Annotated in this window: 22 protein-coding genes and 2 pseudogenes; 12 read left to right on the plus strand and 12 right to left on the minus strand. The window is 56.1% G+C overall.

From position 1 onward, the window contains the following. Window positions 1–14: 14 nt before the first annotated feature. Entirely contained in the window at window positions 15–1,193 is a 1,179-nt protein-coding gene (gene xylR / locus IM271_RS15185; RefSeq protein WP_041911622.1) for a D-xylose utilization transcriptional activator XylR, read from the plus strand. A 38-nt stretch (window positions 1,194–1,231) separates the two neighbouring features. Here the strand turns inward: xylR and IM271_RS15190 are convergent, their stop codons facing one another. Next, window positions 1,232–2,056 (minus strand): protein bax, encoded by an 825-nt coding sequence (locus IM271_RS15190; RefSeq protein ID WP_045630274.1) that lies wholly within the window; start codon window positions 2,054–2,056, stop codon window positions 1,232–1,234. A gap of 314 nt (window positions 2,057–2,370) precedes the next feature. Between IM271_RS15190 and IM271_RS15195 the strand changes: the two genes are divergently transcribed. Then, window positions 2,371–4,401, plus strand: a complete 2,031-nt coding sequence (locus tag IM271_RS15195) for an alpha-amylase (protein ID WP_193052816.1) — start codon at window positions 2,371–2,373, stop codon at window positions 4,399–4,401. A 201-nt stretch (window positions 4,402–4,602) separates the two neighbouring features. After that, complete coding sequence (gene avtA / locus IM271_RS15200) at window positions 4,603–5,859, plus strand: valine--pyruvate transaminase (RefSeq protein WP_045260029.1); 1,257 nt, start codon at window positions 4,603–4,605, stop codon at window positions 5,857–5,859. A 4-nt stretch (window positions 5,860–5,863) separates the two neighbouring features. Here the strand turns inward: avtA and IM271_RS15205 are convergent. Continuing rightward, a pseudogene (locus IM271_RS15205) lies at window positions 5,864–6,004 on the minus strand (IclR family transcriptional regulator C-terminal domain-containing protein); the annotation flags it as partial. Here IM271_RS15205 and IM271_RS15210 point away from each other — a divergent pair. After that, a pseudogene (locus tag IM271_RS15210) lies at window positions 5,984–6,408 on the plus strand (class II aldolase/adducin family protein); the annotation flags it as partial. The pseudogenes IM271_RS15205 and IM271_RS15210 overlap by 21 nt on opposite strands. Here IM271_RS15210 and IM271_RS15215 read toward each other — a convergent pair. Beyond that, window positions 6,409–7,227: an AraC family transcriptional regulator gene (locus tag IM271_RS15215; RefSeq protein ID WP_126300642.1), complete on the minus strand. Its 819-nt coding sequence runs from the start codon at window positions 7,225–7,227 to the stop codon at window positions 6,409–6,411. Between the two features lie 225 nt (window positions 7,228–7,452). Between IM271_RS15215 and IM271_RS15220 the strand changes: the two genes are divergently transcribed. Both IM271_RS15220 and IM271_RS15225 read left to right on the plus strand, forming a co-directional pair. Further along, complete coding sequence (locus IM271_RS15220) at window positions 7,453–8,853, plus strand: MFS transporter (RefSeq protein WP_062935829.1); 1,401 nt, start codon at window positions 7,453–7,455, stop codon at window positions 8,851–8,853. 10 nt (window positions 8,854–8,863) lie between these two features. Beyond that, the gene (locus IM271_RS15225) at window positions 8,864–10,813 is read left to right on the plus strand and encodes a glycoside hydrolase family 127 protein (protein WP_193052817.1); all 1,950 of its coding nucleotides are present in this window, start codon (window positions 8,864–8,866) and stop codon (window positions 10,811–10,813) included. Between the two features lie 43 nt (window positions 10,814–10,856). Here IM271_RS15225 and IM271_RS15230 read toward each other — a convergent pair whose 3' ends face one another. From IM271_RS15230 to IM271_RS15240, 3 genes are all read right to left on the minus strand, one after another. Next, complete coding sequence (locus IM271_RS15230; RefSeq protein WP_045630266.1) at window positions 10,857–11,261, minus strand: type II toxin-antitoxin system HicB family antitoxin; 405 nt, start codon at window positions 11,259–11,261, stop codon at window positions 10,857–10,859. A 14-nt stretch (window positions 11,262–11,275) separates the two neighbouring features. After that, the gene (locus tag IM271_RS15235; protein WP_041911637.1) at window positions 11,276–11,461 is read right to left on the minus strand and encodes a type II toxin-antitoxin system HicA family toxin; all 186 of its coding nucleotides are present in this window, start codon (window positions 11,459–11,461) and stop codon (window positions 11,276–11,278) included. Window positions 11,462–11,670: 209 nt separating this feature from the next. Further along, window positions 11,671–12,411, minus strand: a complete 741-nt coding sequence (locus IM271_RS15240; protein ID WP_193052818.1) for a MipA/OmpV family protein — start codon at window positions 12,409–12,411, stop codon at window positions 11,671–11,673. Between the two features lie 117 nt (window positions 12,412–12,528). On the opposite strand from IM271_RS15240, the gene IM271_RS15245 reads away from it, so the two are divergent. Next, entirely contained in the window at window positions 12,529–13,494 is a 966-nt protein-coding gene (locus tag IM271_RS15245; protein ID WP_193052819.1) for a LysR family transcriptional regulator, read from the plus strand. Here the strand turns inward: IM271_RS15245 and aldB are convergent. Further along, a complete protein-coding gene (gene aldB / locus IM271_RS15250) occupies window positions 13,491–15,029 on the minus strand; it encodes an aldehyde dehydrogenase AldB (protein WP_041911639.1) in 1,539 nt (512 codons plus the stop codon). The two genes, IM271_RS15245 and aldB, sit on opposite strands and share 4 nt — an antisense overlap. A gap of 165 nt (window positions 15,030–15,194) precedes the next feature. On the opposite strand from aldB, the gene IM271_RS15255 reads away from it, so the two are divergent. Continuing rightward, window positions 15,195–16,079: an ROK family protein gene (locus IM271_RS15255; RefSeq protein WP_193052820.1), complete on the plus strand. Its 885-nt coding sequence runs from the start codon at window positions 15,195–15,197 to the stop codon at window positions 16,077–16,079. Between the two features lie 3 nt (window positions 16,080–16,082). On the opposite strand, the gene selB is transcribed toward IM271_RS15255, so the two are convergent. From selB to IM271_RS15280, 5 genes are all read right to left on the minus strand, one after another. After that, window positions 16,083–17,921, minus strand: coding sequence for a selenocysteine-specific translation elongation factor (gene selB / locus IM271_RS15260; protein WP_193052821.1), 1,839 nt, complete (start codon window positions 17,919–17,921; stop codon window positions 16,083–16,085). Further along, on the minus strand, window positions 17,918–19,303 hold the full coding sequence (selA, locus tag IM271_RS15265) for an L-seryl-tRNA(Sec) selenium transferase (protein ID WP_193052822.1): 1,386 nt from the start codon (window positions 19,301–19,303) through the stop codon (window positions 17,918–17,920). Before selA ends, selB begins: the two co-directional genes overlap by 4 nt. A 103-nt stretch (window positions 19,304–19,406) precedes the next feature. After that, window positions 19,407–20,015 (minus strand): glutathione S-transferase, encoded by a 609-nt coding sequence (locus tag IM271_RS15270; protein ID WP_045260044.1) that lies wholly within the window; start codon window positions 20,013–20,015, stop codon window positions 19,407–19,409. A 90-nt stretch (window positions 20,016–20,105) separates the two neighbouring features. Then, window positions 20,106–21,242: an HlyD family secretion protein gene (locus IM271_RS15275; RefSeq protein ID WP_028015049.1), complete on the minus strand. Its 1,137-nt coding sequence runs from the start codon at window positions 21,240–21,242 to the stop codon at window positions 20,106–20,108. A 2-nt stretch (window positions 21,243–21,244) separates the two neighbouring features. Then, window positions 21,245–21,601, minus strand: coding sequence for a DUF3302 domain-containing protein (locus tag IM271_RS15280; RefSeq protein WP_028015048.1), 357 nt, complete (start codon window positions 21,599–21,601; stop codon window positions 21,245–21,247). A gap of 634 nt (window positions 21,602–22,235) precedes the next feature. Between IM271_RS15280 and IM271_RS15285 the strand changes: the two genes are divergently transcribed. The 4 genes from IM271_RS15285 to IM271_RS15300 all read left to right on the plus strand — a co-directional run bounded on the left by IM271_RS15285 (window position 22,236) and on the right by IM271_RS15300 (window position 26,402). Next, window positions 22,236–24,143 carry a PTS mannitol transporter subunit IICBA gene (locus tag IM271_RS15285; RefSeq protein WP_028015047.1) on the plus strand — a complete coding sequence of 636 codons (1,908 nt, stop codon included), beginning with the start codon at window positions 22,236–22,238 and terminating at the stop codon, window positions 24,141–24,143. A 102-nt stretch (window positions 24,144–24,245) separates the two neighbouring features. Next, the gene (mtlD, locus tag IM271_RS15290) at window positions 24,246–25,394 is read left to right on the plus strand and encodes a mannitol-1-phosphate 5-dehydrogenase (RefSeq protein WP_193052823.1); all 1,149 of its coding nucleotides are present in this window, start codon (window positions 24,246–24,248) and stop codon (window positions 25,392–25,394) included. Next, window positions 25,391–25,981, plus strand: coding sequence for a mannitol operon repressor MtlR (gene mtlR / locus IM271_RS15295; protein WP_047071159.1), 591 nt, complete (start codon window positions 25,391–25,393; stop codon window positions 25,979–25,981). The genes mtlD and mtlR overlap by 4 nt, the downstream gene beginning before the upstream one ends. 58 nt (window positions 25,982–26,039) lie before the next feature. Continuing rightward, on the plus strand, window positions 26,040–26,402 hold the full coding sequence (locus IM271_RS15300; protein ID WP_008502724.1) for a YibL family ribosome-associated protein: 363 nt from the start codon (window positions 26,040–26,042) through the stop codon (window positions 26,400–26,402). Window positions 26,403–26,428 lie beyond the last annotated feature (26 nt).

Genomic DNA, 26,428 nt, shown 5'->3' on the forward strand with positions numbered 1-26,428 from the left:
TTGGGAAGCGAGCCATGTTTGAAAAGCGTCACCGCATTACGTTGTTATTCAATGCCAACAAAGCCTACGACCGTCAGGTGGTAGAAGGCGTGGGTGAATATTTGCAGGCGTCGCAATCCGAATGGGATATTTTTATTGAAGAAGATTTCCGCACCCGTCTGGAGAACATCAAAGACTGGCTGGGTGATGGCGTCATCGCCGACTATGACGATCCCATCATCGAGCAGTTGCTGACCGACGTCGACGTGCCGATTGTGGGCGTCGGCGGCTCGTATCATTCACCCGAACACTACCCGCCGGTCCACTACATCGCCACCGATAACCATGCCCTGGTCGAGGCCGCCTTTCTCCATTTAAAGGAGAAAGGCGTCCATCGCTTCGCGTTTTATGGTTTACCCGCCACCAGCGGCAAGCGCTGGGCCGTGGAGCGTGAACATGCATTTTGCCAGCTGGTCGCACAGGAGAAGTACCGCGGCGTGGTCTATCAGGGGCTGGAAACCGCACCGGAAAACTGGCAGCACGCGCAAAACCGCCTGGCGGACTGGCTGCAAACGCTGCCACCGCAAACCGGCATTATTGCCGTTACGGACGCCCGGGCCCGACACGTGCTGCAGGTCTGCGAACATTTGCATATCCCGGTGCCCGAAAAACTGTGCGTGATTGGCATTGATAACGAAGAACTGACCCGCTACCTGTCCCGCGTGGCGCTCTCCTCCGTAGCACAGGGCACGCGCCAGATGGGCTATCAGGCGGCAAAGCTGTTGCACCGTCTGCTGGATAAAGAGGCTCTGCCGCTTCAGCGCCTGCTGGTTCCCCCCGTCCGCGTCGTTGAGCGTCGCTCAACCGATTATCGCTCCCTAAGCGACCCGGCCGTCATTCAGGCCATGCACTATATCCGCAACCACGCCTGCAAAGGGATTAAGGTCGATCAGGTCCTGGACTCGGTGGGCATTTCCCGCTCGAATCTGGAGAAGCGATTCAAAGAAGAGGTGGGCGAAACCATTCATGCCGTCATTCATGCGGAGAAGCTGGAGAAGGCCCGCAGCCTGCTTGTCTCCACGTCACTGTCGATCAACGAAATCTCGCAGATGTGCGGCTATCCGTCGCTGCAGTATTTCTATTCGGTGTTTCGCAAAGAGTATGACACCACGCCGAAAGAGTACCGGGATCGCCACAGCGAGGTGCTGATATAGAAAAGGAAACGCCTTCCACTGGAAGGCGTTTTTTAAGATTACATATGGGCGGCAATTAAGCGCTGGTTATCCTGGTACATAGCGAACAGATAGTTGTTATAGCTATTTCCCTTCGTCGAATAACCTTTTAGCTTGTGAATCATTGCGCTGGCCGTTACTTCCTGATCCGCTTTACGCAACTGAGCGCGTGATTTGCGGAACGATGAGTAGGCCGGGTGCGTATTAAGATTCACCGCGTAAGCATTCACGGAATCTTTTACTGATTCAAACTGAGAATAGCCCTTCACTTTGCCGGGCGCATTATTACAACGCCCTTTCGCACATTTCATGCCGAACAGGTTGTTGTTATTACGCGCCAGCTTAGACGTTCCCCAGCCGCTTTCGGCTGCTGCCATGGTCGCTACCATGCTGCCTGGGATAATGTCCACACGCTCAAGGAGAGCATTCCACGGTACGCGACGCGTGTTACCGTTCCAGCTCAGTTTGTAGCGCTTCGTGATGTCTTTCAGACGCGCGCGTTCAGACGGCGACCAGCGGCTATCGTACTGTTTTGAAATTAACCAGTTACGATCCGCCGTAATCGCGGCATTTTGACTTGTTATGTAAGGCATTACCGTCCGGAGAAACGCTTTTTTTCTTGGTGTTCCGGAAGGGTATTTTCGCAAATCAGGAAGTGAACTACTCTTTGCACTATTGCGAGAATACTCTTGTTTACTGCTAACCTTACTACTTGTCGTCTTTATTACGTGGGCTTTCTTACTCGTTGTATCCGTGTGCGTCTTCGCAAGCACCCCACCCGAAAATGTCGTGGTGAGTAACATGAGTATCGCGGCCCCATATCGTCGAATGGGAGTCGATATCATTAGGTCTCCTGGTCGGATGTAATCATCCCAACACCTTATTTTTTTCACAAATTTGAGAGCGGAATCTCAAATCATATCAAAAATAGACTTCAAGAGCACGTATAGAAATAGTCCAAATCCGAAACTATGTCACCTGAAACTTGCTCATAAAAACATCATTCCTGAAAAAATGTGTGCGATATCGCAGATAACTGTCTCATTTCGCGCGGGATCACTCATCCTCACAGATCCTCCCGACAGAAAGCGATGGGGGATGAGTTTTTAACCACAACCTGATGGCACACTGGTCAAAAATGCCGCGACAGGAAAATGGAATGAAACGCACCGCATTAGCTTTTCTGATGTTACCCGCTCTGGCACATGCCGACTGGTCATCGCCGGGGTTTAACGCATTTCGCGCCGAAGGCACCGGGGTTTTCACCAGCCAGGCAAAGCTTACGAAGGGTACGCGTCCTCTGACGCTGGGTTTTGACAAGACGTGCTGGCAGCCTTCGGAGGCGATAAAACTCAATGAGATGCTGTCGCTCAAGCCCTGCGACGGGTCTCCGCCGCAGTGGCGCCTTTTCCGCGACGGTGAATACCAGATGCGGATTGATACCCGATCCGGCACGCCCACGCTGCTGCTGACAATTCAGAGCACCGCAAAACTGCCGGTTGCAAGCGTTATCCGCCAGTGCCCGAAGTGGGACGGTAAACCGCTGACGCTGGACGTCAGCCATACCTTCCCGGAAGGCACCGTGGTGCGTGATTTCTACAGCAAACAGACCGCGACGGTGCAGAACGGAAACATAACCCTGCAGCCAGACGCCAGCAGTGGTGGCCTGCTGCTGCTTGAGCGCGCCGAAACCGACAAACCAGCGCCGTTTAGCTGGCAGAACGCCACCGTCTATTTTGTGCTAACCGACCGCTTTGTGAATGGCGACCCGGGCAACGACAACAGCTACGGTCGCCACAAAGACGGCATGCAGGAAATTGGCACCTTCCATGGTGGCGATCTCAAAGGGCTCGCCAGCAGGCTCGACTATTTACAGCAACTGGGGGTGAACGCGCTCTGGATAAGTTCCCCGCTTGAGCAGATCCACGGCTGGGTAGGCGGTGGCACCAAAGGGGACTTCCCACACTATGCCTATCACGGCTACTACACCCAGGACTGGACGAAGCTCGATGCCAACATGGGCACCGAGGATGATCTGCGCCATCTTGTTGATGAAGCGCACAGGCGCGGCATTCGCATCCTGTTCGATATCGTCATGAACCACGCGGGCTACGCGACGCTTGCGGACATGCAGGAGTACCAGTTTGGCGCGCTGTATCTGCAGGGTGATGAGCTGAAAAAGACCCTGGGCGACCGCTGGACGGACTGGAAGCCGGGCGCGGGCCAAAGCTGGCATAGCTTCAACGATTACATCAACTTTAGCGATAAAGCCGCATGGGAAAAATGGTGGGGCAAAAAATGGATCCGCACCGACATCGGTGATTACGACAACCCCGGCTTCGACGATTTAACCATGTCGCTGGCGTTCCTACCGGATCTGAAAACGGAATCCACCGCCCCTTCCGGGCTACCCAATTTCTACCAACACAAGCCCGATACCCACGCGAAAGCCATCCCGGGATATACCCCGCGCGACTATCTCACCCACTGGCTCAGCCAGTGGGTGCGCGACTACGGCATCGACGGTTTCCGGGTGGATACCGCGAAGCACGTCGAGCTTGCGGCCTGGCAACAGTTAAAGGACCAGGCTAGTCAGGCGCTGGCCGCGTGGAAAGGGGCCAACCCGGACAAAAAGCTCGATAACGCACCGTTCTGGATGACCGGCGAGTCCTGGGGTCACGGAGTGATGCAAAGCGACTATTACCGCCACGGTTTCGACGCGATGATCAACTTTGATTATCAGGAGCAGGCGGCAAAAGCGGTGGATTGCCTGGCCGATATGGATCTCACCTGGCAGCAGATGGCGGAAAAGCTGCAAAGCTTCAACGTGCTGAGCTATCTCTCCTCCCATGACACACGCCTGTTCCGCGAAGGAGGCCAGCGCGCTGCGGAGCTGCTCCTGCTGGCACCGGGCAGCGTACAAATCTATTACGGTGATGAATCCGAGCGTCCGTTTGGCCCGACGGGGTCTGACCCGCTGCAGGGTACACGCTCGGATATGAACTGGCAGGACGTGACGGGCAAGCAGGCCTTAACCGTCGCCCACTGGCAAACGCTGGGCCAGTTCCGCGCCCGCCATCCGGCGATCGGTGAAGGCAAGCAAACCACGCTTTCGCTGAAAGAGGCGTACGGCTTCGTGCGCGAGCACAAGGGCGATAAGGTGATGGTGGTATGGGCGGGTAATCAATAATTACCCCCCCCTCACCCTGGCCCTTTTCCCGCATGGGGAGTGAGCCGGGGGTGAGGGGTGAAACCCACCAGAACTATTCACTACAAAAATCCCTCTCGGCCATACAAAACAACAAATCCGACCACATCTCCCGATTTGCACCAGCACAGTGCTAGCGTTATGGTTACCCACTTTCAAAATAAGCTCGATAGAACACCTGCTATGACGTTTTCACTTTTTGGCGACAAATTCACCCGCCATTCAGGCATTACACGCCTGATGGAGGACCTCAACGACGGGCTGCGCACACCGGGTGCCATCATGCTCGGCGGCGGAAACCCGGCGCAAATTCCGGAGATGACAACCTATTTCCAGACGCTGCTCGCGCAGATGCTGGAAAACGGCAAAGCGACCGATGCGCTCTGCAATTACGACGGTCCGCAGGGTAAAACCGAGCTACTGACTCTCCTTGCCAAAATGCTGCGTGAAGAGCTGGGCTGGGATATCGAACCACAGAATATTGCACTAACAAACGGCAGCCAGAGCGCGTTTTTCTACTTGTTTAACCTCTTCGCAGGGCGTCGTGCCGACGGCACCACCAAAAAGGTGCTGTTCCCGCTGGCACCGGAGTATATCGGCTATGCTGATTCCGGCCTGGAAGAGGATCTGTTCGTCTCCGCGCGCCCGAACATCGAGCTGCTGCCGGAAGGCCAGTTCAAATATCACGTCGATTTTGAACACCTGCATATTGGTGAAGAGACGGGGATGATCTGCGTATCGCGCCCAACGAACCCAACGGGCAACGTGATTACCGACGACGAACTGATGAAGCTGGATGTCCTGGCGAACCAGCACGGCATCCCGCTGGTGATCGACAATGCCTACGGCGTGCCGTTCCCGGGCATTATCTTCAGCGAAGCTCGTCCGCTGTGGAACCCGAACATTGTCCTGTGCATGAGCCTCTCCAAGCTGGGTCTGCCGGGCAGCCGCTGCGGCATCATCATCGCCAACGAGAAAATCATCACCGCCATTACCAATATGAACGGCATTATCAGCCTTTCACCAGGCGGTATCGGCCCGGCGATGATGTGCGAAATGATCAAACGCAACGACCTGCTGCGTCTGTCTAATGAAGTCATCAAACCGTTCTATTACCAGCGCGTTCAGGAGACGATTGCGACGCTTCGCCGCTACTTACCGGAAGAACGCTGCCTGATCCACAAACCCGAAGGAGCGATTTTCCTGTGGCTGTGGTTTAAGGATTTGCCGATCACTACAGAACTGCTCTATCAGCGACTGAAAAAGCGTGGCGTGCTGATGGTGCCGGGCGATTACTTCTTTCCGGGTCTGGATAAGCCGTGGCCGCACACGCACCAGTGCATGCGCATGAACTACGTGCCCGATCCGGCAAAAATCGAAGCGGGCGTCAAAATTCTCGCCGAAGAAATTGAAAAAGCGTGGCACGAAGGCAGCCAGTAACACGCTACCCCTCACGCACGTTAAAACCCAGCTCTTTTGATATCGCCTCTGCCGTTTCGCGCAGAGGCTTGAGCAGGTTTTTCTCGCCAACCTGCTTCATGCGGGACGTCGACAACGAAATGGAGATCGCGAAAGCGGCATGATGGTCATCAAGCCGTCCGGCGTGGAGTACGACGTGATGACGGCGGAGGATATGGTGGTGGTGAACATTGCCACCGGTCTGGTGGTCGAAGGCAGTAAAAAACCCTCCTCTGATACACCAACCCATCTGGCACTGTATCGCCGTTATCCGGAGATTGGCGGCATCGTACATACCCATTCCCGCCACGCCACCATCTGGTCGCAGGCGGGACAGGATTTACCCGCCTGGGGCACGACACACGCAGACTATTTCTACGGAGCGATCCCCTGCACGCGGCTGATGAAGAGTGCGCCTATATGGGCCTGTTCTCACGCCAGCTCGCACCACAGTTACCGGCTATGCAGCAGGCGCTGCTGGACAAGCATTATCTGCGCAAGCACGGGGCGAACGCCTATTACGGGCAGTAATCAACCGGAATTAATATGCTCCTTACAGTACCGCCGTTTCCAGACGGCGGGGGTTAACCCGGTATGCTTCGAGAATATCTGCCGGAAATATCCCACGTCGTTAAAGCCGCAGCGCGCTGCGACCTCGGTTAATGACGCAGCGTCGTTGAGCAGGAGTTTTTCCGCCGCCCTGACGCGCTGGCGATGTATCGCCTCCGTCAGGGTTAAATGGAAAGTCCGGCGAAAGACGCGCCCGAGATAATCTGCATTACAGTGCAACGCTTTTGCCAGCTGCGAGGTGGATATCGGTAAATGAAACTGCGTGCGAATAAGCTGTTTTGCCTTCCATGCCATCGCCGCGCCGGCCTGATCTGCGCTGTCTTCATATCCTGAAGAGTTCGACACCTGCTGTAAAATCAATAATAAAATCATCTCCAGCGCCATGCTACGCCGTAATTTCTCCTGCTCGCTGAGGAATTGACGAAAGAGCGCAATCACATATTCCGCATCCCTTACGCGGCAGTGTTGTTCTATTGCCAGAGGAGCAGCGTTGGGTAACGTTGGATCTTGCGGCTCCACCTCAAAATGCAGCCAGTAAAAGCGCAGGTCCGCCGGGAAATCCTCCACGCCCACATGCCGACGCTGCGGCCAGAGCAATAAACTCTCTCCCGCATTAACATCAAAAACATGATTTTCTTCCTGGATCGTTAAAGTCCCTTTTTCGACAAAAATAATCTCCCACGATGTTAATTTTCGCGCAGGGTGGCGGCCCACTCCGCGGGAGATAAATAGCCCGCCATTTTGAACCTTAACCGGAAGCGCTATGGATAATTCGAGCATGGATATTCACCATTCCGCTTTTATTGTCGTTAATATTCGACTTACCCGTTGATTATTAATCAATATTAAAATATCTGTCCGATCGGAATCACATTTTTATCATCAGGTCGGAATCGTCACCTTTTTATACTTTTCCCTTCCCTTGTTGGCCTTCCCGTTCGATGCAGAATAAAGAGGTACCCAGCATAAATACGATAATAAATTCGATCTCCGAGGAGTTACTTCATGACTTCCACACCGATTACAGACGCAGACGCTGCAAAACAGAAAGTCGATGACCGGCTGTCCGTCCGCGAGAAAATGGGCTACGGCCTGGGCGATGCGGGCGGCACGGTAATTACCTGCCTGATCATGAACTTTCTGACCTTTTTCTATACCGATGTATTTGGTCTCACCCCTGCGCTGGTGGGCACGCTGTTTATTGCCCTTCGCGTGTTTGACGCCATTTCCGATCCGGTGATGGGCGTCATTGCTGACCGCACGCAGAGCCGCTGGGGCCGATTTCGTCCCTGGCAGCTGTGGGTCGCCGTCCCGATAGGCATTATCGGCGTAATGACCTTCACCGTTCCGGAAGCCAGCATGGGCGTGAAAATCGCCTGGGCGTTCGGCACCTATTTGCTGTTATCCGTGGGCTATACCGCCATCAACGTGCCCTACTGCGCGCTGATCAACACCATGACCACCCGCCACAACGAGGTGATCGCCTGCCAGTCCTGGCGCTTTGTGCTGTGCGGCGTGGCGGGCTTTTTGGTCTCCGTTGGCCTGCCGTGGCTGGTAGCGGAGCTGGGTCAGGGCGATGCCGCGAAGGGTTATCAACTGGGCGTTGGCGTGCTGTGCGCTATCGCCGTGGTGATGTTCTTGTGCTGCTTCTTCTGGGTTCGTGAACGCGTTCCGCTGGCGCTGATGGGCAAATTCACCCTGCGCGAGCACCTGGCGGGCCTGCGTAAAAACGATCAGCTGCTGCTGATGTTGTTGATGTCGTTTCTGCTGATCAACGTCTTCAACATTCGCGGCGGTGGATATATGTACTTTATCACCTACGTGCTTCAGGGCAGCACGGCGTACACCTCGCTGTTTTTCACCATGGTGACCTTTGCCGCTATTCTGGGCGCAGTGATCGTCAGCCCGCTGTCGCGCCGTATTGATACCGTCAAACTCTACTACTACACCAACCTGGTGCTCGCTGCGCTTGCGGTGGGCATGTGGTTTCTGCCGGGTGGTCCGGCGCACCAGACGCTATGGCTGATCGTCATTTTAAGCAACGGCGTGATCCTGGGCTTCACCCTGCCGCTGCACTTCTCGCTAATGGCCTTTGCCGATGACTACGGCGAGTGGAAAACCGGCGTGCGTTCGTCGGGCATGAACTTCGCCTTCAACCTGTTTTTCATCAAGCTTGCGTGGGCGTCCAGCGCCGGGATTATCAGCCTGGTGTTTATTGCCGTGGCCTATCAGCCAGGCGCGGGCAACCAGACGCCAGCCTCACTGCACGGCATCACCGCCATGGAGACGCTGCTGCCTGCCCTTTTCCATCTGCTGCTGGCGGTCGCTATCCGCTGGTGCAGGCTTAATAACCCAATGATGTCGCGCATTTCCACCGACCTGCGCCAGCGTCACGTACCGTCCTGAGGAGAACGCTATGTCCATAATGGAACCCGACCTGCACCAGCTGAAAATCAACGATCCGTTTCTCGGGCAATATCAACGGCTGGTCCGTGACGTGGTGATCCCTTACCAGTGGGATGCGCTTAACGACCGCGTGGCGGAGGCCGAACCCAGCCACGCCATCGCTAACTTCCGCATCGCGGCCGGGCTGGAACAGGGGGAGTTTTACGGGATGGTGTTTCAGGACAGCGACGTGGCGAAATGGCTCGAAGCCGTGGCGTGGTCGCTGTGCCAGAAGCCGGATGCAGCACTGGAAAAAACCGCCGACGAGGTGATTGAGCTGGTCGCGGCGGCGCAGTGTGAAGATGGCTACCTCAACACCTACTTTACGGTAAAAGCCCCCGAGGAACGCTGGACGAATCTGGCCGAATGCCACGAGCTGTACTGCGCCGGGCATATGATTGAAGCGGGCGTGGCGTATTTCCAGGGAACCGGAAAACGTCGCCTGCTGGACGTGGTGTGCAGGCTGGCGGACCATATCGACAGCGTGTTTGGCCCGGGAGAAACACAGCTACACGGTTACCCTGGTCACCCGGAAATCGAGCTGGCGCTGATGCGGCTGTACGACGTCACGCAGGAGCCGCGTTATCTCAATCTGGTGAAATACTTTATTGAAGAACGCGGCGCGCAGCCTCACTTCTACGATAGCGAATACGAGAAGCGCGGCAAAACATCTTACTGGAACACCTATGGTCCGGCGTGGATGGTCAAGGACAAAGCCTACAGCCAGGCGCATCTGCCCCTTGCGGAACAACAAACGGCCGTCGGCCATGCCGTGCGTTTCGTCTATCTGATGGCGGGCATGGCGCATCTGGCGCGCCTGAGCAACGACGAGGGGAAACGCCGGGACTGTCTGCGTCTGTGGAACAACATGGCGCAGCGCCAGCTGTACATTACCGGCGGGATTGGCTCGCAGAGCAGCGGGGAGGCGTTCAGCAGCGATTACGATCTGCCCAACGATACGGTGTACGCCGAAAGCTGCGCCTCAATCGGCCTGATGATGTTCGCCCGCCGGATGCTGGAGATGGAGGCAGACGGCCACTACGCCGACGTGATGGAGCGCGCGCTGTACAACACGGTGCTGGGCGGGATGGCGCTGGACGGTAAGCATTTCTTTTATGTCAATCCACTGGAAGTGCATCCGAAAACGCTGGCCTTTAACCATATCTATGACCACGTGAAGCCGGTGCGTCAGCGCTGGTTCGGCTGCGCCTGCTGCCCGCCGAATATCGCCCGCGTGCTGACCTCGCTGGGGCACTACATTTATACCGTTCGCCCGGATGCGCTGCTGATAAACCTGTACGTGGGGAACGACGTCGCCATTCCGGCGGGCGATAACGCCCTACAGCTGCGCATTAGCGGTAACTATCCGTGGCAGGAGCAGGTGAAGATCGAAATCACCTCGTCGGTTCCGGTCACCCACACGCTGGCACTCAGGCTGCCGGACTGGTGCGCGGAGCCTGCCGTTTCGCTGAATGGCGAAGCCATTACCGGTGAAGCGTCACGCGGATACCTCTACCTCAACCGCCGCTGGCAGGAAGGCGACACCCTGACCCTGACGCTACCGATGCCGGTCCGCCGCGTGTACGGTAACCCCCAGGTGCGCCAGCAGGCGGGTAAAGTCGCGCTACAGCGCGGGCCGCTGGTTTACTGCATGGAAGAAGCTGATAACGGCGCCAACCTGCATAACCTCTCCTTGCCCCGAGATAGCGAGTTCCGGGTGTATGAAGGCAAAGGCATTTTCGCGCATAAGATGCTGATACAGACAGAGGGAATTGGGTGTCACATGAAGGAAACGGATGCGCTGTGGCAGTACGACCGCTCGCCGGTACAGCGCCAGCCCCGGACGTTGACCTTTATTCCGTGGTTTAGCTGGGCTAACCGGGGAGAAGGGGAAATGCGGATATGGGTGGATGAAGGCTGAATAGCGGCGGTCTGTTGCCCTCACCCACGGGAGAGGTTGAACGCTATGGCAGCACGCGACGTGCTGCCTCAGCAAGAAATGCGCTTCGATTACCGAACTGAGGATGCTCGCTGACAAAGGAATCAATCTTTACCAGCAAACGTCGAGGCATCGTGATGTTGATACGCTCGGCTCTGCCGTCAAACTGCCTCATATTAATATCCACCAGCAACCATTGCCCGCCCGTGAAGTCGTCAGGGTGATTTTCAAGGTGCACTTCGACATTCCCCGGAAGAGGCAATGCTTCATCCATTTCAAACAGCGCTTCGAAGTGCGCGGTGAGCGCCTCACGTGCATCCTGAAAAGCGTCGTCCAGGGAATCACCTGCAAAAAAACAGCCTGGAACGTCAGGAAAAAAGCCGCTGGCGCTACCGTCGGTGTCAGAATGAATGTAAGCCGGATAAAACATAACTACTCCTGATATCAGTGTTTAATTCCCGCCTGCCGCCATATCTGCGCGAGCGTGCCCGGTTTAATATCCTTCTTAGGATGTGGGACAGTAACCAGCCCTTTCTGTTCGGGATGGCGAAACTGATGATGGCTTCCTTTCGTTCTGACACATTTCCAGCCGTGGCCGATCAGAACGGTAATGACATCCGCACTTTTCACATCCCAGCCCTTCCATGATTATACACATGATACACACTATTGCTATCGGGTCGAATCACATTAGCGCATAAGGAACATCAGTGCAGCCGTGTTTTGGCGGAACAGGAAGAAGCATCGAGAAATGAAAAAGGAATACGTTGTATTGCAGATAAAAATGCAGGCAAGATCGTAGGCCGGGCAAGGCAACGCCGTCGCCCGGCTTTACCGCATCAGAAGCGCCAGGTCAGGCCGGTCATTAGCGCGAAGCTATCATCGCGGTCGATCATCGGGCTGTTCTTCACGTCATCAGGCAACACGGTGTAGACGGCGCTGGCGTTGAGGTACAGCTTCTGGGTTAACTGATATTTAGCTACCAGACCAACGTAGGGCGTCCAGCTGTCGCCGGCGGTGTATTGATCCAGACCTGAGCGGCGTGACTCGCTGCCGGATACGCCGTAGTAGTAGTCGTTATAGCTCTCGTCGCTGTAAAAAACACCGACAGAAGGCGTCAGGGTCAAACGCTCCATCCTGATTGGACGGAAGTAGGATACCTCGCCCACCACGCCGCCGCTTTCATCCGTGGCATCGCCTGAAACCGCCACTTTCAGAGAACCCCAGCTTTCGTGGTGGTAGTACGCACCGCCGAGGAACGCAGAGGCTTTACGCTCATCAAGCTGCTTCATCTGGTGGTCGTCGTTATCATCCGGATCAAAATGCAGCGGCATCCAGGATGCGGTCAGGCTGAGTTCATTTTTTGCGTCTTTCCACAGGATCCATCCGCCCGTGGTCTGGCGAACATAGAAGCGATCGCCCTCATAGCTAATTAACGGCACCGCGGTGGTATTTTCGTTATAGCCTTTATAAGGAGACTCATTAAATACGGCCCCCGCGCCAAGTGAAAAGTCACCGGCCATTGCAGAAGAGGTTGCAAATAACGTGGCAGCAATCAGTAAATTGTATTTAATAGTCATGTGAAGTAATCCATTTATACGCCAAATAAGCGGGGCGAATAATAATGGTTACAAATTTTCCGGTGCAACGCTGCAGTTTATATAATATTATATATAAAATCATATAGATGGGTGCGCATGATGAATAAATTACAGATAAAGCCACGCGAGTTAAAAATAATCTCCGTCATCGCAGCCACCCACAGCATTGGTGATGCCGCCGCCCTGCTGGGCATGGCGCAGGCCAACGTCAGTAAATATCTCTCGGATTTTGAAACGCGGGTTGGGCTTAAGGTTTTTGAGCGCACGACCCGCCAGCTCGCTCTGACGCAGTTCGGTGAGGCGTTGCTCCCCTATGTCGACGCCACGCTGAACAAAAACACGCAACTTATTAATTTCATTGCCGATTATAAGCATGAAAAGCGTGGAAAAGTCACGATTTACGCCCCAACGGGCATTGTGACCTATCTCGCGCGCCACGTGATCCACCAGATAAAGGACATCGGGGACATTCGCATTTCCCTTAAAACCTACAACCTGGACCGCAACGAATATTCAGAAGGTGTGTCCTTCCCGGATGACTGTGATATTTTAATTACCTATGCGCAACCGAAAGATGAAAGTCTGGTCGCCAGCGTGTTAGCAAAATATTCCGTCACTGCATTCGCAACCCAGGAATATTTAAATAAACATCCTTTAACCGGACCTGAAGATTTAATTAATCACTCCTGTATTCTGATCGACTCCATGCTGGTCGATGACGCCAACATCTGGCGTTTTCGCATGCATGGCAGTGATGATGTGCATGATTATCGGGTAACCGGAAACTATATTTGCGACAATACCCAGACGGCTCTGGAGCTGGCAAGAAATAACCTTGGCATTGTGTTCGCGCCGAAAGAAAGCCTGAAGAAGGAATTAACGCAAGGCACGCTGGTCCCCTGTTTCCCGCATCAGGAAGAGTGGTGGCTCGATCTGACCGCCATCTTCCGCAAGCGCGAATATCAGCCCTGGCGCGTACAATATGTTCTGGATGGCGTCCTCAACTGCCTGCGCCAGCAAATTGCTCAGGCCGTCCATGGACGGCCTGAACTGGGCGATTAGAACAGCCCCAGCGGTTTATCGGAGTAGCTGACAAGCAGACATTTCGTCTGCTGGTAATGCTCCAGCATCATCTTGTGCGTTTCACGCCCGATGCCCGACTGCTTATACCCGCCAAATGCCGCGTGAGCCGGATAGGCGTGGTAGCAGTTGGTCCATACGCGTCCCGCCTGAATGCCTCTGCCCATTTTATAGGCCAGGTTGCCGTTGCGGCTCCAGACTCCCGCCCCCAGGCCATACGGCGTGTCGTTGGCAATCTCCAGCGCCTCCTCCATCGTTTTGAAGGTAGTCACCGCCAGCACCGGTCCGAAAATCTCCTCCTGGAAGACGCGCATGTTGTTCTGCCCGAACAGGATCGTCGGCTCAAGGTAATACCCTTCCTGCAGATCTCCGCCGAGCACCTTACGGCGACCGCCGGTCAGGATATCCGCCCCTTCCTTCTTGCCGATATCGATGTAGTTGAGGATAGTCTCCAGCTGGCCATGCGAGACCTGCGCCCCCATCTGCGTAACGTTATCGAGCGGGTTACCACTGCGGATAGACTCGACGCGGCGAATGGCCCGTTCCATAAAGCGCTCGTAGATGGACTCCTGCACCAGCGCGCGGCTTGGGCAGGTGCAGACTTCGCCCTGGTTAAAGGCAAACAGCGCAAACCCTTCCAGCGCCTTGTCGAAGAAAGCGTCCTCTTCCTCCATCACGTCCGCGAAGAAGATGTTCGGGGACTTCCCGCCCAGCTCCAGGGTCACCGGAATAATGTTTTGCGTGGCGTACTGCATAATCTGCTGGCCCACTTCCGTCGACCCGGTAAACGCCACTTTAGCGATCCGTTTTGAGGTGGCCAGATATTCCCCTATCTCACCGCCCGCGCCGTTCACCACGTTAATCACCCCCGGCGGCAGAAGATCGGCAACAATTTCCATCAGCAGCAGGACAGAGAGCGGGGTTAAACGCGCCGGTTTAAGCACAATGCAGTTCCCGGCGGCCAGCGCGGGCGCCATTTTCCAGCTCGCCATCAGCAGCGGGAAGTTCCACGGAATAATTTGCCCGACGACCCCCAGCGGCTCGTGGAAGTGGTACGCCACGGTGTCGCTATCTACCTCGCTTATTCCGCCCTCCTGCGCGCGAATACAGGAGGCAAAATAGCGGAAGTGGTCGATAGCCAGCGGCACGTCTGCCGCCATCGTTTCCCGGATCGGCTTGCCGTTATCCCAGGTTTCCGCCGTCGCCAGCAGCTCCAGATTCTGCTCCATCCGGTCGGCGATTTTGAACAAAATGGCCGCGCGCTCCTGAACGGAGGTATGGCCCCATTTATCTTTCGCTTTGTGCGCCGCATCCAGCGCCAAATCGATATCCCGCTTGCCGGAACTGGCAATCTCGCACAGCGGCTGGCCGGTAACGGGCGTCAGGTTGGAATAGTATTCGCCGTCGACGGGGGCCACCCAGTCGCCGCCGATAAAATTGTCATAACGGGGCTTCAGCTTGAGGGGAAAACCATACTCGCCGGGCTGGATACGCGAAGAGGGAGGATTGTTTGTCATGACCGTCTCCTTGCTGTTGGTGTACAACAAGGGTAGTCCCGGCTGGCGGTTTTCTCGCCAGTGGGTGACGGGTTTACGAGCCGTATCACGGATTACCGTACTTTACGTTTCGTTTCTGCCACTGAGCCATACTTAACAGCTCAAGGGCTCATGAGGAACGATGCGATGCAGCTGTTTATCGGTTTTGACGTAGGCGGAACCCACATCAAACACGGCGTGATTGATGAAAATGGCGAGGAGCTGACGACGGACGAGTACGATACTCCTGAGGATAAAAACACCTTCAAAAAGAAGTGGAAAGCGGTAGTTGAAGCGTATCAGGACGAACACGACATCGTCGGTATCGGCGTGAGCTTTCCCGGCCATATTAACCACCACAGCGGCGAAGCGGCAAAAGCGGGCGCACTCGACTATCTCGACGGCGAAAACCTGTGCGAACTCTTCGCCGGGCTGACCGACCTTCCCGTCACCGTGGAAAACGACGCCAACTGTGCGGCGCTGGGCGAGCGCTGGCAGGGCGCGGGTAAGGACTACGAGCATTTCGTCTGCATCACCATCGGCACGGGCATCGGTGGCGGGATTGTGATGGAAGGCGATCTTTATCGCGGGTCGCATTACCGCGCCGGCGAATTTGGCGTGCTGCCCGTGGGTAATAACGGCGAACCCATGCATGACGTGGCGTCGGCCAGCGGCCTGATGAAAGCCTGCCGCCGCGCGCTGGCCGTATCAGAAGAAGAGATGCCTGACGGCGAGGAACTGTTTAAACGCATGGAGAGCGACGTGCATCTGCGTGAGGCCATTGAGGAGTGGGCCCATTGCCTCTCGCGCGGCGTTTACAGCGTAATCTCGATGTTCGATCCACAGGCAGTGCTGATTGGCGGCGGGGTAAGCGAGCAGGAGAAAATCTATCTCCTGCTCGATAAGTACCTGCAGCGATTCGAGGAGTGGGAGGCGCTCAAGGTGCCCATTCTGCCCTGCGAGCTGGGTAACCAGGCGGGAAGGCTGGGCGCGGTATGGCTGGCAAAACAAAAACTCTCCCGCCGCACGTAGCGCTCAGGGGAACAGCTGCGCGTCGCGAAGCAGATGGTCATTACCCCGGCGACGCGTAAAACCGATGCGGTTGAAATATTCCAGGATCTGGATCGCCAGCTTGCGGCCAACGTTCAGCCGGTCGCGGAAATCGGCTGCGCAGGTGGAGCCGCGCGCCTGATCCAGTTCGCGGATCAGGTTAGCAAACGCCACAATGCGATCGTTACGGTAATAACGATCTTTCACGATCGCGACTATCAGCCCCTGCTGCGCCGCATGGCGCAATACCTGGCGCATCACCTGCTCGTCGGTGTTCGTTTCACGCGCCAGATCGCGAACCCACCAGGGTTCATCGCCAAACAGCGAGGCCACTTTTTGCCAGATTGCCTCCTGCTCTGCGGTGAACCCGGCTTTGTGATCCGGCAGATGCAGCCAGCCGTGATGGCTTTTAATCACCCCGCTTTCGCGCATGTTTTCAATCAGCAGCAGCACCAGCGCATCGTCTTCCATCGGCAGCGCCATGCGTCGCAGGCGCTCGCGACCAGGACCGGGTTCATCCTGATGCTGTTCATGGTAAGTGGCGAGCGTGTTCAGGATCTTACGCTGCCAGTTTGCCGCAACCGGCGCATCGAGCAGGCTGTTGCCGGCCTGAATAAAGCCCGGCTGTTGGGTCAGCTGATACAACCCTTCGCCACTCAGCTGGCGTGCCCATGCAAAATCACTCAGGCTCACGGCCCCGCGCTCAAGATGCACCCGCAGCGCGGCGTTATCATCCTGAGCCTGTGCAAGCGCAGCCAACCATTGCAGGTATTCAGGCTTACGCTTGCCGCGTCGCGGCGGGTTCAGCGTCACTACCCGCGCCCCGGCCAGCGTTTCCCGTGCGGAAATGTCCCGCAGTACCAGACGGTCGTTATCCGCCAGCCAGAGCGGCGAATCAAAAACCAGTTCGGCAAGATCGTTTTCCAGCAGGGACACGCGCCCGGTGATATGGCTGGCCGCGTGGTGAATATGCAGCGGCTGCCATTGGGTCAGCGGGACGTTTGTCTGCAGGGAGACGATGACGCGTTCAGACGGCTCGGGCGGGGCGTCGGCCAGCAGCCAGTCGCCGCGGTTAAGCTGCTCTTTTTCCGCATCCCCGGCAATGTTGAGCGCGATCCGCTGCCCGGCGTGGGCGTGCTCCGCAGGCTGATTTTGCGCATGTAAGCCGCGCACGCGCATCGGTTTATTAACGCCCGTCAGCCAGAGGCTATCGCCCACCTTCACTTCACCGCTTAACGCCGTACCGGTGACCACCAGCCCCGCACCTTTGACGGTAAACGCCCGGTCAATCGCCAGACGGAAGCGGTGATGGCTGGCGTGGTCTCGCGACGAAAGCTGCTGCAAATGGTGGCGAAGTTCGCCGATACCGCGCTCTTCTGTCGCTACGGTGACAAAAAGCGGTGCATCGGCAAAACCATATTCCCGTAAGGTCGCCTGCACCGCTTCGCGCACCTCGCTGACGCGCGCGTCGTCAACGCGATCGGCTTTCGTCAGCGCCACGGTCAGCTGCGGGTTGCCTGTCAGCTGGAGGATCGCCAGATGCTCACGGGTTTGCGCCATCACGCCGTCATCGCAGGCCACCACAAGCAGGGCATGATCGATGCCCCCCACGCCCGCCAGCATGTTGGAAAGAAATTTTTCATGCCCCGGAACATCAATAAAGCCCAGCACGCGGCCATCGGGCTGGGGCCAATAGGCATAGCCAAGATCGATGGTCATGCCGCGCTTTTTCTCTTCCGGCAGACGATCGGCGTTTATGCCGGTAATTGCCTGCAGTAACGTGGTTTTTCCGTGGTCGACGTGACCGGCGGTGGCAATAATCATTTCAACAACATCTCCAGAAATCGCTCTTCATCTTCAAGGCAGCGCAGATCCAGCCACATGCGGCCGTCGTAAATCCGTCCGATAACCGGTGTCGGCAGGCCACGCCAGCGCAACGACAGGGCCTCAAGGCGGCTACCGCGCCCGTCACGCGGGGTGAAGGTGAGCGCTTGACTCGGCAGCCTGTCCACCGGCAGCGAACCGCTGCCAATTTGCGACTGGCAGGGCTCAATGCGAACGTCAAAATCGGGGTAGTGCGGGGCAACGCGCGGCAGCAGCCGTTCGGCCTGGGCGCGAATCGAGGCGGCATCCCGGCTTAACAGGCGCAGCGTGGGCAGGCGGTCGGCCAGTTTCTCCGGGTGGAGATAGAGGCGCAGCGTCGCCTCCAGCGCGGCAAGGGTCATTTTATCGGCCCGCAGGGCGCGTTTGAGCGGGTGCTGCTGCAGCTGCGCAATCAGCTCGCGCTTGCCGACGATGATTCCGGCCTGCGGCCCGCCCAGCAGTTTGTCGCCGGAAAAGCTGACCAGGCTCACGCCCGCCGCAATCATCTCTTGCGGCATCGGCTCTTTAGGCAGCCCGTACTGGCTGAGATCCACCAGCGAACCGCTGCCGAGATCGGCAATCACCGGAATATTCAGCTCACGCCCAATCGCCGCCAGCTCGGCCTCTTCAACCGTTTTGGTGAAGCCTTCAATATGATAATTGCTGGTGTGGACCTTCATCAGCAGGGCGGTGTTTTCATTCACCGCCGCGCGATAATCTTTCGGATGGGTACGGTTAGTCGTACCCACTTCATGCAGCGTGCAGCCCGCCTGGCGCATCACGTCCGGGATGCGAAACGCCCCGCCAATCTCCACCAGCTCGCCGCGGGACACCACCACCTCTCTGCCGCTCGCGGTCGCCGCCAGCATCAGCAGCACCGCCGCCGCGTTGTTATTCACAATGCAGGCATCTTCCGCACCGGTTAGCTGGCAGAGCAGATCCGCCAGCGCGCGATCGCGATGCCCGCGCCCGGCGCCGTCCAGATCGTACTCCAGCGTCACCGGCGAGCGCATGGCCTGCACGACCGCAGCCACCGCCTCTTCCGCCTGCTGGGCGCGTCCCAGGTTGGTGTGCAGCACGGTCCCCGTCAGGTTGACCACCGGGCGTAACGCGCTTTGCGCCTTCTCGCCCAGCCGATGCTCAACTTCCTGCTCCCACGCTGCGCACCAGTCGGGCAAGGCGTTTTCGGCCTGGATATGGCCTCGGGCTTCATCCTGAAGCAGACGTAACATCTCCACCGTCGCGGTATGGCCGAAGCGCTCAACGGCAGCGTGAATGCGGGGCTCGCGAAGAAGTCGGTCGGTCGCGGGGATCTGGCTGTACAGCGAATGATGAGTAGTCATGAAAGCGCCTGGCGAGTAAATATCTTCCCCCCTCCCGACGGGAGAGGGAGTTAACATATGGAGGGATTGTACCGCCTCCGACGCCGAAGTGTTATAACCCGCGTCAAGCCTTTGGCGGTTCGGTGCGGGCAAAGCTCTCGCGGCTAAAGAGCGTTTCTGCGAGTTTCACCAGCAGCGGACGGTCAACGCACCAGCCAGGGGACACCCGGCGGAAGTTGAGATAGCCGATGGCGCAGGCGATGGCGATGGTTGCCAGGTCCAGGCTGTCGGTGTGGATCTTGCCCTCCCGGATAAGCTTTTCGCACATATCCAGACTGCGGCTGATTTTTTCCCGCTGGCGCAGCAGCTCGCTTTCTGACTGCTGGGCGGCGGGCCTTGCCTGCTCGCGAACGGAGGTGAGTGCTGCATCCATAATGCCGTCGGCCAGGGCTTCAATTTGCTTCACCGCCAGCGCCGCTTTAGGGTCAGACGGCAGCATTGCCGGGGCAATGCCCAGCTGTTCGACATACTCCGCAATAATGGGGGAATCGAACCAGTATTCGCCCTCGTCCGTCACCAGCGCCGGAACTTTCCCCAGCGGGTTATACTGCGCGACGCCGTTTTCGGCGTTGTAGGGCTGTTCATTAACGAATTCAAATTCAATCCCTTTCTCCAGCAGGAGAATCGAGATTTTTCGCACGAAGGGACTGGTGTAGCTACCGATGAGTTTCATTGCCTGATCCTTGATGCCGGGAAAAAGTCAGTATGGATCAAGCGATGAAAAAAGGGCAGATATGCGTGTCGCATTCCCGCCCCGGAAGGATTAGTGATCGAGATAGAGGTAGTGCATCCAGCTGGTCATACGCAGCAGCACTTTACGCATCACCGAGACGTGGGCGAAATGATCCGAATAGACCGCCACCTGGGCATAAATACCGTCCGGCAAAGCATCGACGTCGGCGTTAGGCTCCAGTTCAATCAGCGCCTGTACGCCATCCGTACCCGGCGCAACGGTCAGTGCCTGCAATGCGCCCTGCGCCTGATACGACCCACCCGGCACTACCGGCAGAACGCTGGTGAGCTTACCGGTGAACACCTGGCCCGGCAGCGCGTTAAATACCACTTCCGCTTCATCGCCCGGCTTCAGACGCAGCAGCGAGTTCTGACGGAACTGGGCCACAATCTGGCGCTTCTGTTCAGGAATGAAGACCATCACCGGGCGCAGCGGCAGCGCGGCGGCATAGGTTCCCGGACGGATCAGCACCTGGGTGATATAGCCATTGCTCGGCGCGCGCACCACGGTCTGATCGAGGTTGTATTTCGCTTCAGCAAGCTGGGCGCGTAACGAGGCAATCTGCGACTGCTCGCCGTTCACCATGCTGTCCAGCTGGCTTTGAATCTGCGTCTGTTCAGCAACGGAGCCTTTCACCATGGCATCCTGCGCCAGATAGTTCTGCCGCGCGTTATCAATATCGCTTTCAGAGAACGGATTCACCTTCGCCTGGCTGCCTTTGAGGTAGCGCTGATAATCTTTATATAGTCGATCGCGCTCAGCGGAGACGCGTGTCGTATTGGCAACCGCTTCCGAAAGCTGCGCTTTCAGAGTGTCGATATTGTGCGTCGCGGTCACCAGGTCCGCCTTCAGTCTGTCGACGCGCGCCTGATAGCGGCCCGGATCCAGTTTAAATAACACTTCGCCTTTTTTAATGAGCTGGTTATTTTTATCGGTCACTTCAGTAACCACCCCCGTGACCTGCGGCGTAATCGGAATGGAAATTACCGCTTTTTGCGCCGTAAAGGTATACGGATGGTTATAGTTCATTAGTAGAATGAGTCCGGCAACAATAAACACCCCGCCTAACGTCGCGGTAGCAAGCGTCCACTGATTTACCGGAATACGGAATATTTTAAAGATTGCCCAGGCAAATGCCACATAGGTCAGAATAATCAACAGATCCATGATTAGCGCTCCAGCGTGTTTTTATCATCAGAGGGCTGAACCGCTGCCAGCTTGTGTTCTAACTCGGCCACGCGTTTGGCCAGCGCATCCATCCCCGGAACCTCATCAGGCTTAGTAATGTGGTTCTGCATGCCCCAGCCGCGATCTTCGCGGTACAGCGTGGCCCAAATCCACAGGAACGGCCAGATGGCATGGAGCGTAAACAGGCTGATCCAGCCAGCCGTATGAATAGCATCGGCATGGGGATGATTACGCTTTTTAGCCATATTATAGGGGATGTCATGGATGGCGATGATTCCGTAAAAAAGAACCAGAAATACAAAAATCAACACGCCCAGCGCGAAATAGTTGAGAAACATAGTCTCCTCACTTAAACAACGTCAACTCATTACATTAATAAAACAGCACGCAGCCTAATTAATTTATTTTTAAATTTAAAAGGCACGCTGATTATTTCAGAGCCGGGGAGTATCGGTTTTTATAATATCTCCACGCAAGTTTATAAGCGTGTCAAAATATATCCTGAATAATAATATACTCAACCTTACATTATGAGCGTAATTCAGGTTTCAACTTTCCGCCATACTACATATGTAAACTGTTTTATTAGCTTTCCGTGTTACTCAAGGCCGTCCTGACGCCGATCGCAGTCGGAGAAATCGGCATAAAAATATTTTGTGAAACCAGTCACAATCCAGAAACAAACCCGCAAAAGCAAAACGTGACATTAATCACATAAAGAGGTGGTTTTTGCTCTATTTTTCGCCATCGTATTTTTTTTACTCGCCTGTTTTGTGACTCAGGTCACTTCATTCAACACCACACCCCCTACATTTACGTGACATGCATCACACAAAATTCCGCTGTCTGGACAGTTGAACGATTCAGTGCCAGATTTCACAGCATCAGAACAGGGTCCGGCTACCTCTGCCGCCTCATTAACAATAAACCTCGGGCCGCAAGCCTAAGCGTAAACAGAAGAAGGGGTGTTTTATGTCATCCGATTTCAAGATCAAAGTTCAAAGCTTTGGTCGTTTCCTCAGCAACATGGTGATGCCAAATATCGGCGCGTTTATCGCGTGGGGTATTATCACCGCATTGTTCATTCCGACAGGGTGGTTGCCTAACGAAACGCTGGCGAAACTTGTTGGCCCAATGATTACCTATCTCCTGCCGCTGCTCATCGGTTATACCGGTGGTCGTCTGGTGGGCGGTGACCGTGGTGGCGTCGTGGGTGCCATCACAACCATGGGCGTGATCGTCGGTGCGGATATGCCGATGTTCCTCGGTGCGATGATTGCCGGTCCTCTGGGCGGCTGGGCGATTAAGAAATTCGACGTCTGGGTTGATGGCAAGATCAAGTCCGGCTTCGAAATGCTGGTGAACAACTTCTCTGCGGGCATCATCGGGATGATCCTCGCGATTCTGGCGTTCCTCGGCATTGGTCCGGCTGTTGAAGTGCTGTCCAAACTGCTGGCAGCGGGCGTTAACTTCATGGTGGCGCACGACATGCTGCCACTGGCGTCTATCTTCGTTGAACCGGCGAAAATCCTGTTCCTGAACAACGCCATTAACCACGGTATCTTCTCGCCGCTGGGTATTCAGCAGTCTCACGATCTCGGCAAGTCCATCTTCTTCCTGATTGAAGCGAACCCGGGTCCGGGTATGGGCGTTCTGCTGGCGTACATGTTCTTTGGTCGCGGCAGCGCGAAGCAGTCTGCTGGCGGCGCGGCTATCATCCACTTCCTGGGCGGTATCCACGAAATTTACTTCCCGTACGTGCTGATGAACCCACGTCTGATCCTGGCCGTTATCCTCGGCGGTATGACTGGTGTGTTCACCCTGAGCGTGCTGGGCGGCGGTCTGGTCTCCCCTGCTTCTCCAGGCTCTATCCTGGCGGTGCTGGCGATGACGCCGAAAGGCGCGTACTTCGCGAACATCGCGGCGATCTGTGCGGCGATGGCGGTCTCCTTCGTGGTCTCTTCTATCCTGCTGAAAACCAGCAAGGTGAAAGAAGACGACGATATCGAAGCGGCAACCCGTCGTATGCACGACATGAAAGCCGAATCCAAAGGTGCGACCCCGCTGGCGGCTGGCGATGTCTCTAACGACCTGAGCCACGTGCGTAAAATCATCGTTGCCTGCGACGCCGGTATGGGTTCCAGCGCAATGGGTGCCGGCGTGCTGCGTAAGAAAGTGCAGGATGCGGGCCTGACCAATATCTCCGTAACCAACAGCGCGATTAACAACCTACCGCCGGACGTTGACCTGGTCATCACGCACCGCGATCTGACCGAGCGCGCTATGCGTCAGGTACCGCAGGCACAGCACATCTCGCTGACCAACTTCCTGGACAGCGGCCTGTACACCAGCCTGACCGAACGTCTGGTTGCCGCGCAGCGTCACGAAGACAACGAAGTGAAAGTGCGCACCAGCCTGCAGGACAGTTTTGACGAAAGCAACGCTCACCTGTTTAAGCTGGGCGCGGAGAACATCTTCCTCGGCCGTACCGCGAGCACCAAAGAAGAGGCGATTCGCTTTGCCGGTGAACAGCTGGTGAAGGGCGGCTACGTTCAGCCAGAATACGTTGACGCGATGCTGGAACGTGAAAAACTGACGCCAACCTACCTGGGTGAATCCATCGCGGTTCCGCACGGTACGGTTGAAGCGAAAGACCGCGTGCTGAAAACCGGCGTGGTGTTCTGTCAGTATCCTGACGGTGTGCGCTTCGGTGAAGAAGAGGACGACATCGCCCGTCTGGTGATTGGTATCGCCGCTCGCAACAACGAGCATATTCAGGTGATTACCAGCCTGACCAACGCGCTGGATGATGAGTCCGTCATCGAGCGCCTGGCACAAACTGAAAGCGTTGAAGAAGTTCTGGCCCTGCTCAACAAATAGCAGCGCCTCTTCCCTCTCCCCTTCGGGGAGAGGGCTAGGGTGAGGGGGAAACGTTCCTCACCCCAGCCCTCTCGGGTAAAAACATTGATGAAGGTTAACACTATGAAAGCATTACATTTTGGCGCAGGTAATATCGGTCGTGGCTTTATCGGTAAACTGCTGGCAGACGCAGGCATTACCCTGACATTCGCCGATGTGAATCAGGTGGTTCTGGATGCCCTGAATGCCCGTCATAGCTATCAGGTTCATGTGGTGGGTGAAAAGGAACAGGTTGAAACCGTCTCTGGCGTCAACGCGGTCAGCAGCATCGGCGACGACGTGATTGACCTGATCGCCAGCGTTGATCTGGTGACCACCGCCGTGGGTCCGGTGGTGCTTGAACGTATTGCTCCTGCGGTCGCGAAAGGCCTGACGAAGCGTAAAGCACAGGGCATTGAAACACCGCTGAACATCATCGCCTGTGAAAACATGGTGCGCGGCACCACGCAGCTGAAAGGCCACGTTATGGCGGCCGTGGCTGAGGAAGATAAAGCCTGGGTTGAAGCGCACGTCGGGTTTGTGGATTCCGCTGTAGACCGCATCGTTCCGCCGTCCGAATCCGCCACCAACGATCCGCTGGAAGTCACTGTTGAAACATTCAGCGAGTGGATCGTCGATAAAACTCAGTTCAGGGGCGCGCTGCCGACCATTCCGGGAATGGAATTAACCGATAACCTGATGGCATTTGTCGAACGCAAACTCTTCACGCTGAACACCGGGCATGCTATAACCGCGTACCTCGGAAAATTGGCCGGTCATCAGACCATTCGTGACGCGATCCTCGATGAGAAGATCCGCGCGGTGGTAAAAGGGGCAATGGAAGAGAGCGGCGCGGTGCTGATCAAACGCTACGGTTTTGATGCTGATAAACACGCAGCATACATCCAGAAAATCCTCGGTCGCTTTGAAAACCCGTATCTGAAAGATGACGTTGAGCGCGTGGGCCGTCAGCCTCTGCGCAAACTGAGCGCGGGCGATCGCCTGATTAAGCCGCTGCTGGGCACGCTGGAATACGGCCTGCCGCACGCCAACCTGGTGAAAGGGATTGCCGCCGCGATGCATTACCGCAGCGAGCAGGACCCACAGGCGCAGGAACTGGCTCAGCTGATTGATACCCAGGGCGCGCAGGCTGCGCTGGCGCAGATTTCCGGTCTGGACGCCAACAGCGACGTGGTTGTGGAGGCGGTTAACGCATACAACGCAACCAAATGATGCAGAATGCGGCGCAGGTTAGCCTGCGCCCGGATAACAGATTGTCAGATATGCAGGCAATAATGGAACAAACCCAGGCCTTTGAAAATCGTGTGCTTGAGCGTCTGAATGCTGGCAAAACCGTACGAAGTTTCCTGATTGCCGCCGTCGAGCTGTTAACCGAGGCGGTGAATATCCTGGTGCTTCAGGTGTTTCGCAAAGACGACTACGCGGTAAAATATGCTGTAGAACCGTTACTGGACGGAGACGGACCGCTGGGCGATTTATCCGTGCGTCTGAAGCTGATTTATGGTCTTGGCGTGCTGAACCGACAAGAGTATGAAGATGCAGAGCTGTTAATGGCGCTGCGCGAAGAACTCAATCATGACGGTAACGAATACACCTTTACCGACGATGAGATCCTGGGGCCGTTCGGCGAGCTGCACTGCGTCACCGCGCTCCCTCCTGCACCGCAGTTTGATAACAGCGATCCTGAGCTCTACGCGATGCAAAAGCTGCGTTATCAACAGGTTGTCCGTTCCACGATGGTCCTCTCCCTGACTGAGCTGATTTCCCGAATCAGCTTAAAAAAAGCGTTTCAGAAGTAAGCCTGCTCACATTGGTGTATCCTTCCCTGTAAATTCCCCGTTTTCAGAGTTATTTGTCATGAAAGAAGTCGAAAAGAACGAAATTAAACGCCTGAGCGACCGCCTGGATCTGATCCGCCATCAGATGGCGGGCCTGTCGCTGGTCGATTCCGCCGAGAAATATGCCGAGCTGGAAAAAGAGACCGCGAAGCTGGAAGCGGAAATCGAGCGCCTGCGCGAAGTCAAAGGCCAGAAGCTGAGCAAAGAAGCGCAGAAGCTGATGAACATGCCGCACCGCCGCGCGATCACCAAAAAAGAGCAGGCTGACATGGGCAAGCTGAAGAAAAGCGTTCGTGGTCTGGTGGTGGTTCACCCGATGACCGAGCTTGGCCGCGAAATGGGCCTCAAAGAGATGACGGGTTTTTGTAAGACCGCATTCTAATTTCATGCCGGGTGGCGCTGCGCTTA

The organism is Enterobacter cloacae complex sp. I3, assembly GCF_014896175.1.
GTDB classification, from domain to species: domain Bacteria; phylum Pseudomonadota; class Gammaproteobacteria; order Enterobacterales; family Enterobacteriaceae; genus Enterobacter; species Enterobacter bugandensis.

Excerpts from the sequence above, each read along its gene's own strand:
- IM271_RS15230 (WP_045630266.1), bottom strand. The coding sequence starts at position 11,261 with ATGTTTTATCCGGCTTACATTCATTCTGACACCGACGGTAGCGCCAGC.
- avtA (WP_045260029.1), top strand. The coding sequence starts at position 4,603 with ATGACGTTTTCACTTTTTGGCGACAAATTCACCCGCCATTCAGGCATT.
- mtlR (WP_047071159.1), top strand. The coding sequence starts at position 25,391 with ATGATGCAGAATGCGGCGCAGGTTAGCCTGCGCCCGGATAACAGATTG.
- IM271_RS15215 (WP_126300642.1), bottom strand. The coding sequence starts at position 7,227 with ATGCTCGAATTATCCATAGCGCTTCCGGTTAAGGTTCAAAATGGCGGG.
- IM271_RS15285 (WP_028015047.1), top strand. The coding sequence starts at position 22,236 with ATGTCATCCGATTTCAAGATCAAAGTTCAAAGCTTTGGTCGTTTCCTC.
- IM271_RS15275 (WP_028015049.1), bottom strand. The coding sequence starts at position 21,242 with ATGGATCTGTTGATTATTCTGACCTATGTGGCATTTGCCTGGGCAATC.
- IM271_RS15280 (WP_028015048.1), bottom strand. The coding sequence starts at position 21,601 with ATGTTTCTCAACTATTTCGCGCTGGGCGTGTTGATTTTTGTATTTCTG.
- IM271_RS15255 (WP_193052820.1), top strand. The coding sequence starts at position 15,195 with ATGCAGCTGTTTATCGGTTTTGACGTAGGCGGAACCCACATCAAACAC.
- IM271_RS15300 (WP_008502724.1), top strand. The coding sequence starts at position 26,040 with ATGAAAGAAGTCGAAAAGAACGAAATTAAACGCCTGAGCGACCGCCTG.
- xylR (WP_041911622.1), top strand. The coding sequence starts at position 15 with ATGTTTGAAAAGCGTCACCGCATTACGTTGTTATTCAATGCCAACAAA.
- IM271_RS15190 (WP_045630274.1), bottom strand. The coding sequence starts at position 2,056 with ATGATATCGACTCCCATTCGACGATATGGGGCCGCGATACTCATGTTA.
- IM271_RS15225 (WP_193052817.1), top strand. The coding sequence starts at position 8,864 with ATGTCCATAATGGAACCCGACCTGCACCAGCTGAAAATCAACGATCCG.
- IM271_RS15270 (WP_045260044.1), bottom strand. The coding sequence starts at position 20,015 with ATGAAACTCATCGGTAGCTACACCAGTCCCTTCGTGCGAAAAATCTCG.
- IM271_RS15245 (WP_193052819.1), top strand. The coding sequence starts at position 12,529 with ATGATGAATAAATTACAGATAAAGCCACGCGAGTTAAAAATAATCTCC.
- IM271_RS15195 (WP_193052816.1), top strand. The coding sequence starts at position 2,371 with ATGAAACGCACCGCATTAGCTTTTCTGATGTTACCCGCTCTGGCACAT.
- aldB (WP_041911639.1), bottom strand. The coding sequence starts at position 15,029 with ATGACAAACAATCCTCCCTCTTCGCGTATCCAGCCCGGCGAGTATGGT.
- mtlD (WP_193052823.1), top strand. The coding sequence starts at position 24,246 with ATGAAAGCATTACATTTTGGCGCAGGTAATATCGGTCGTGGCTTTATC.
- selA (WP_193052822.1), bottom strand. The coding sequence starts at position 19,303 with ATGACTACTCATCATTCGCTGTACAGCCAGATCCCCGCGACCGACCGA.
- selB (WP_193052821.1), bottom strand. The coding sequence starts at position 17,921 with ATGATTATTGCCACCGCCGGTCACGTCGACCACGGAAAAACCACGTTA.
- IM271_RS15220 (WP_062935829.1), top strand. The coding sequence starts at position 7,453 with ATGACTTCCACACCGATTACAGACGCAGACGCTGCAAAACAGAAAGTC.
- IM271_RS15240 (WP_193052818.1), bottom strand. The coding sequence starts at position 12,411 with ATGACTATTAAATACAATTTACTGATTGCTGCCACGTTATTTGCAACC.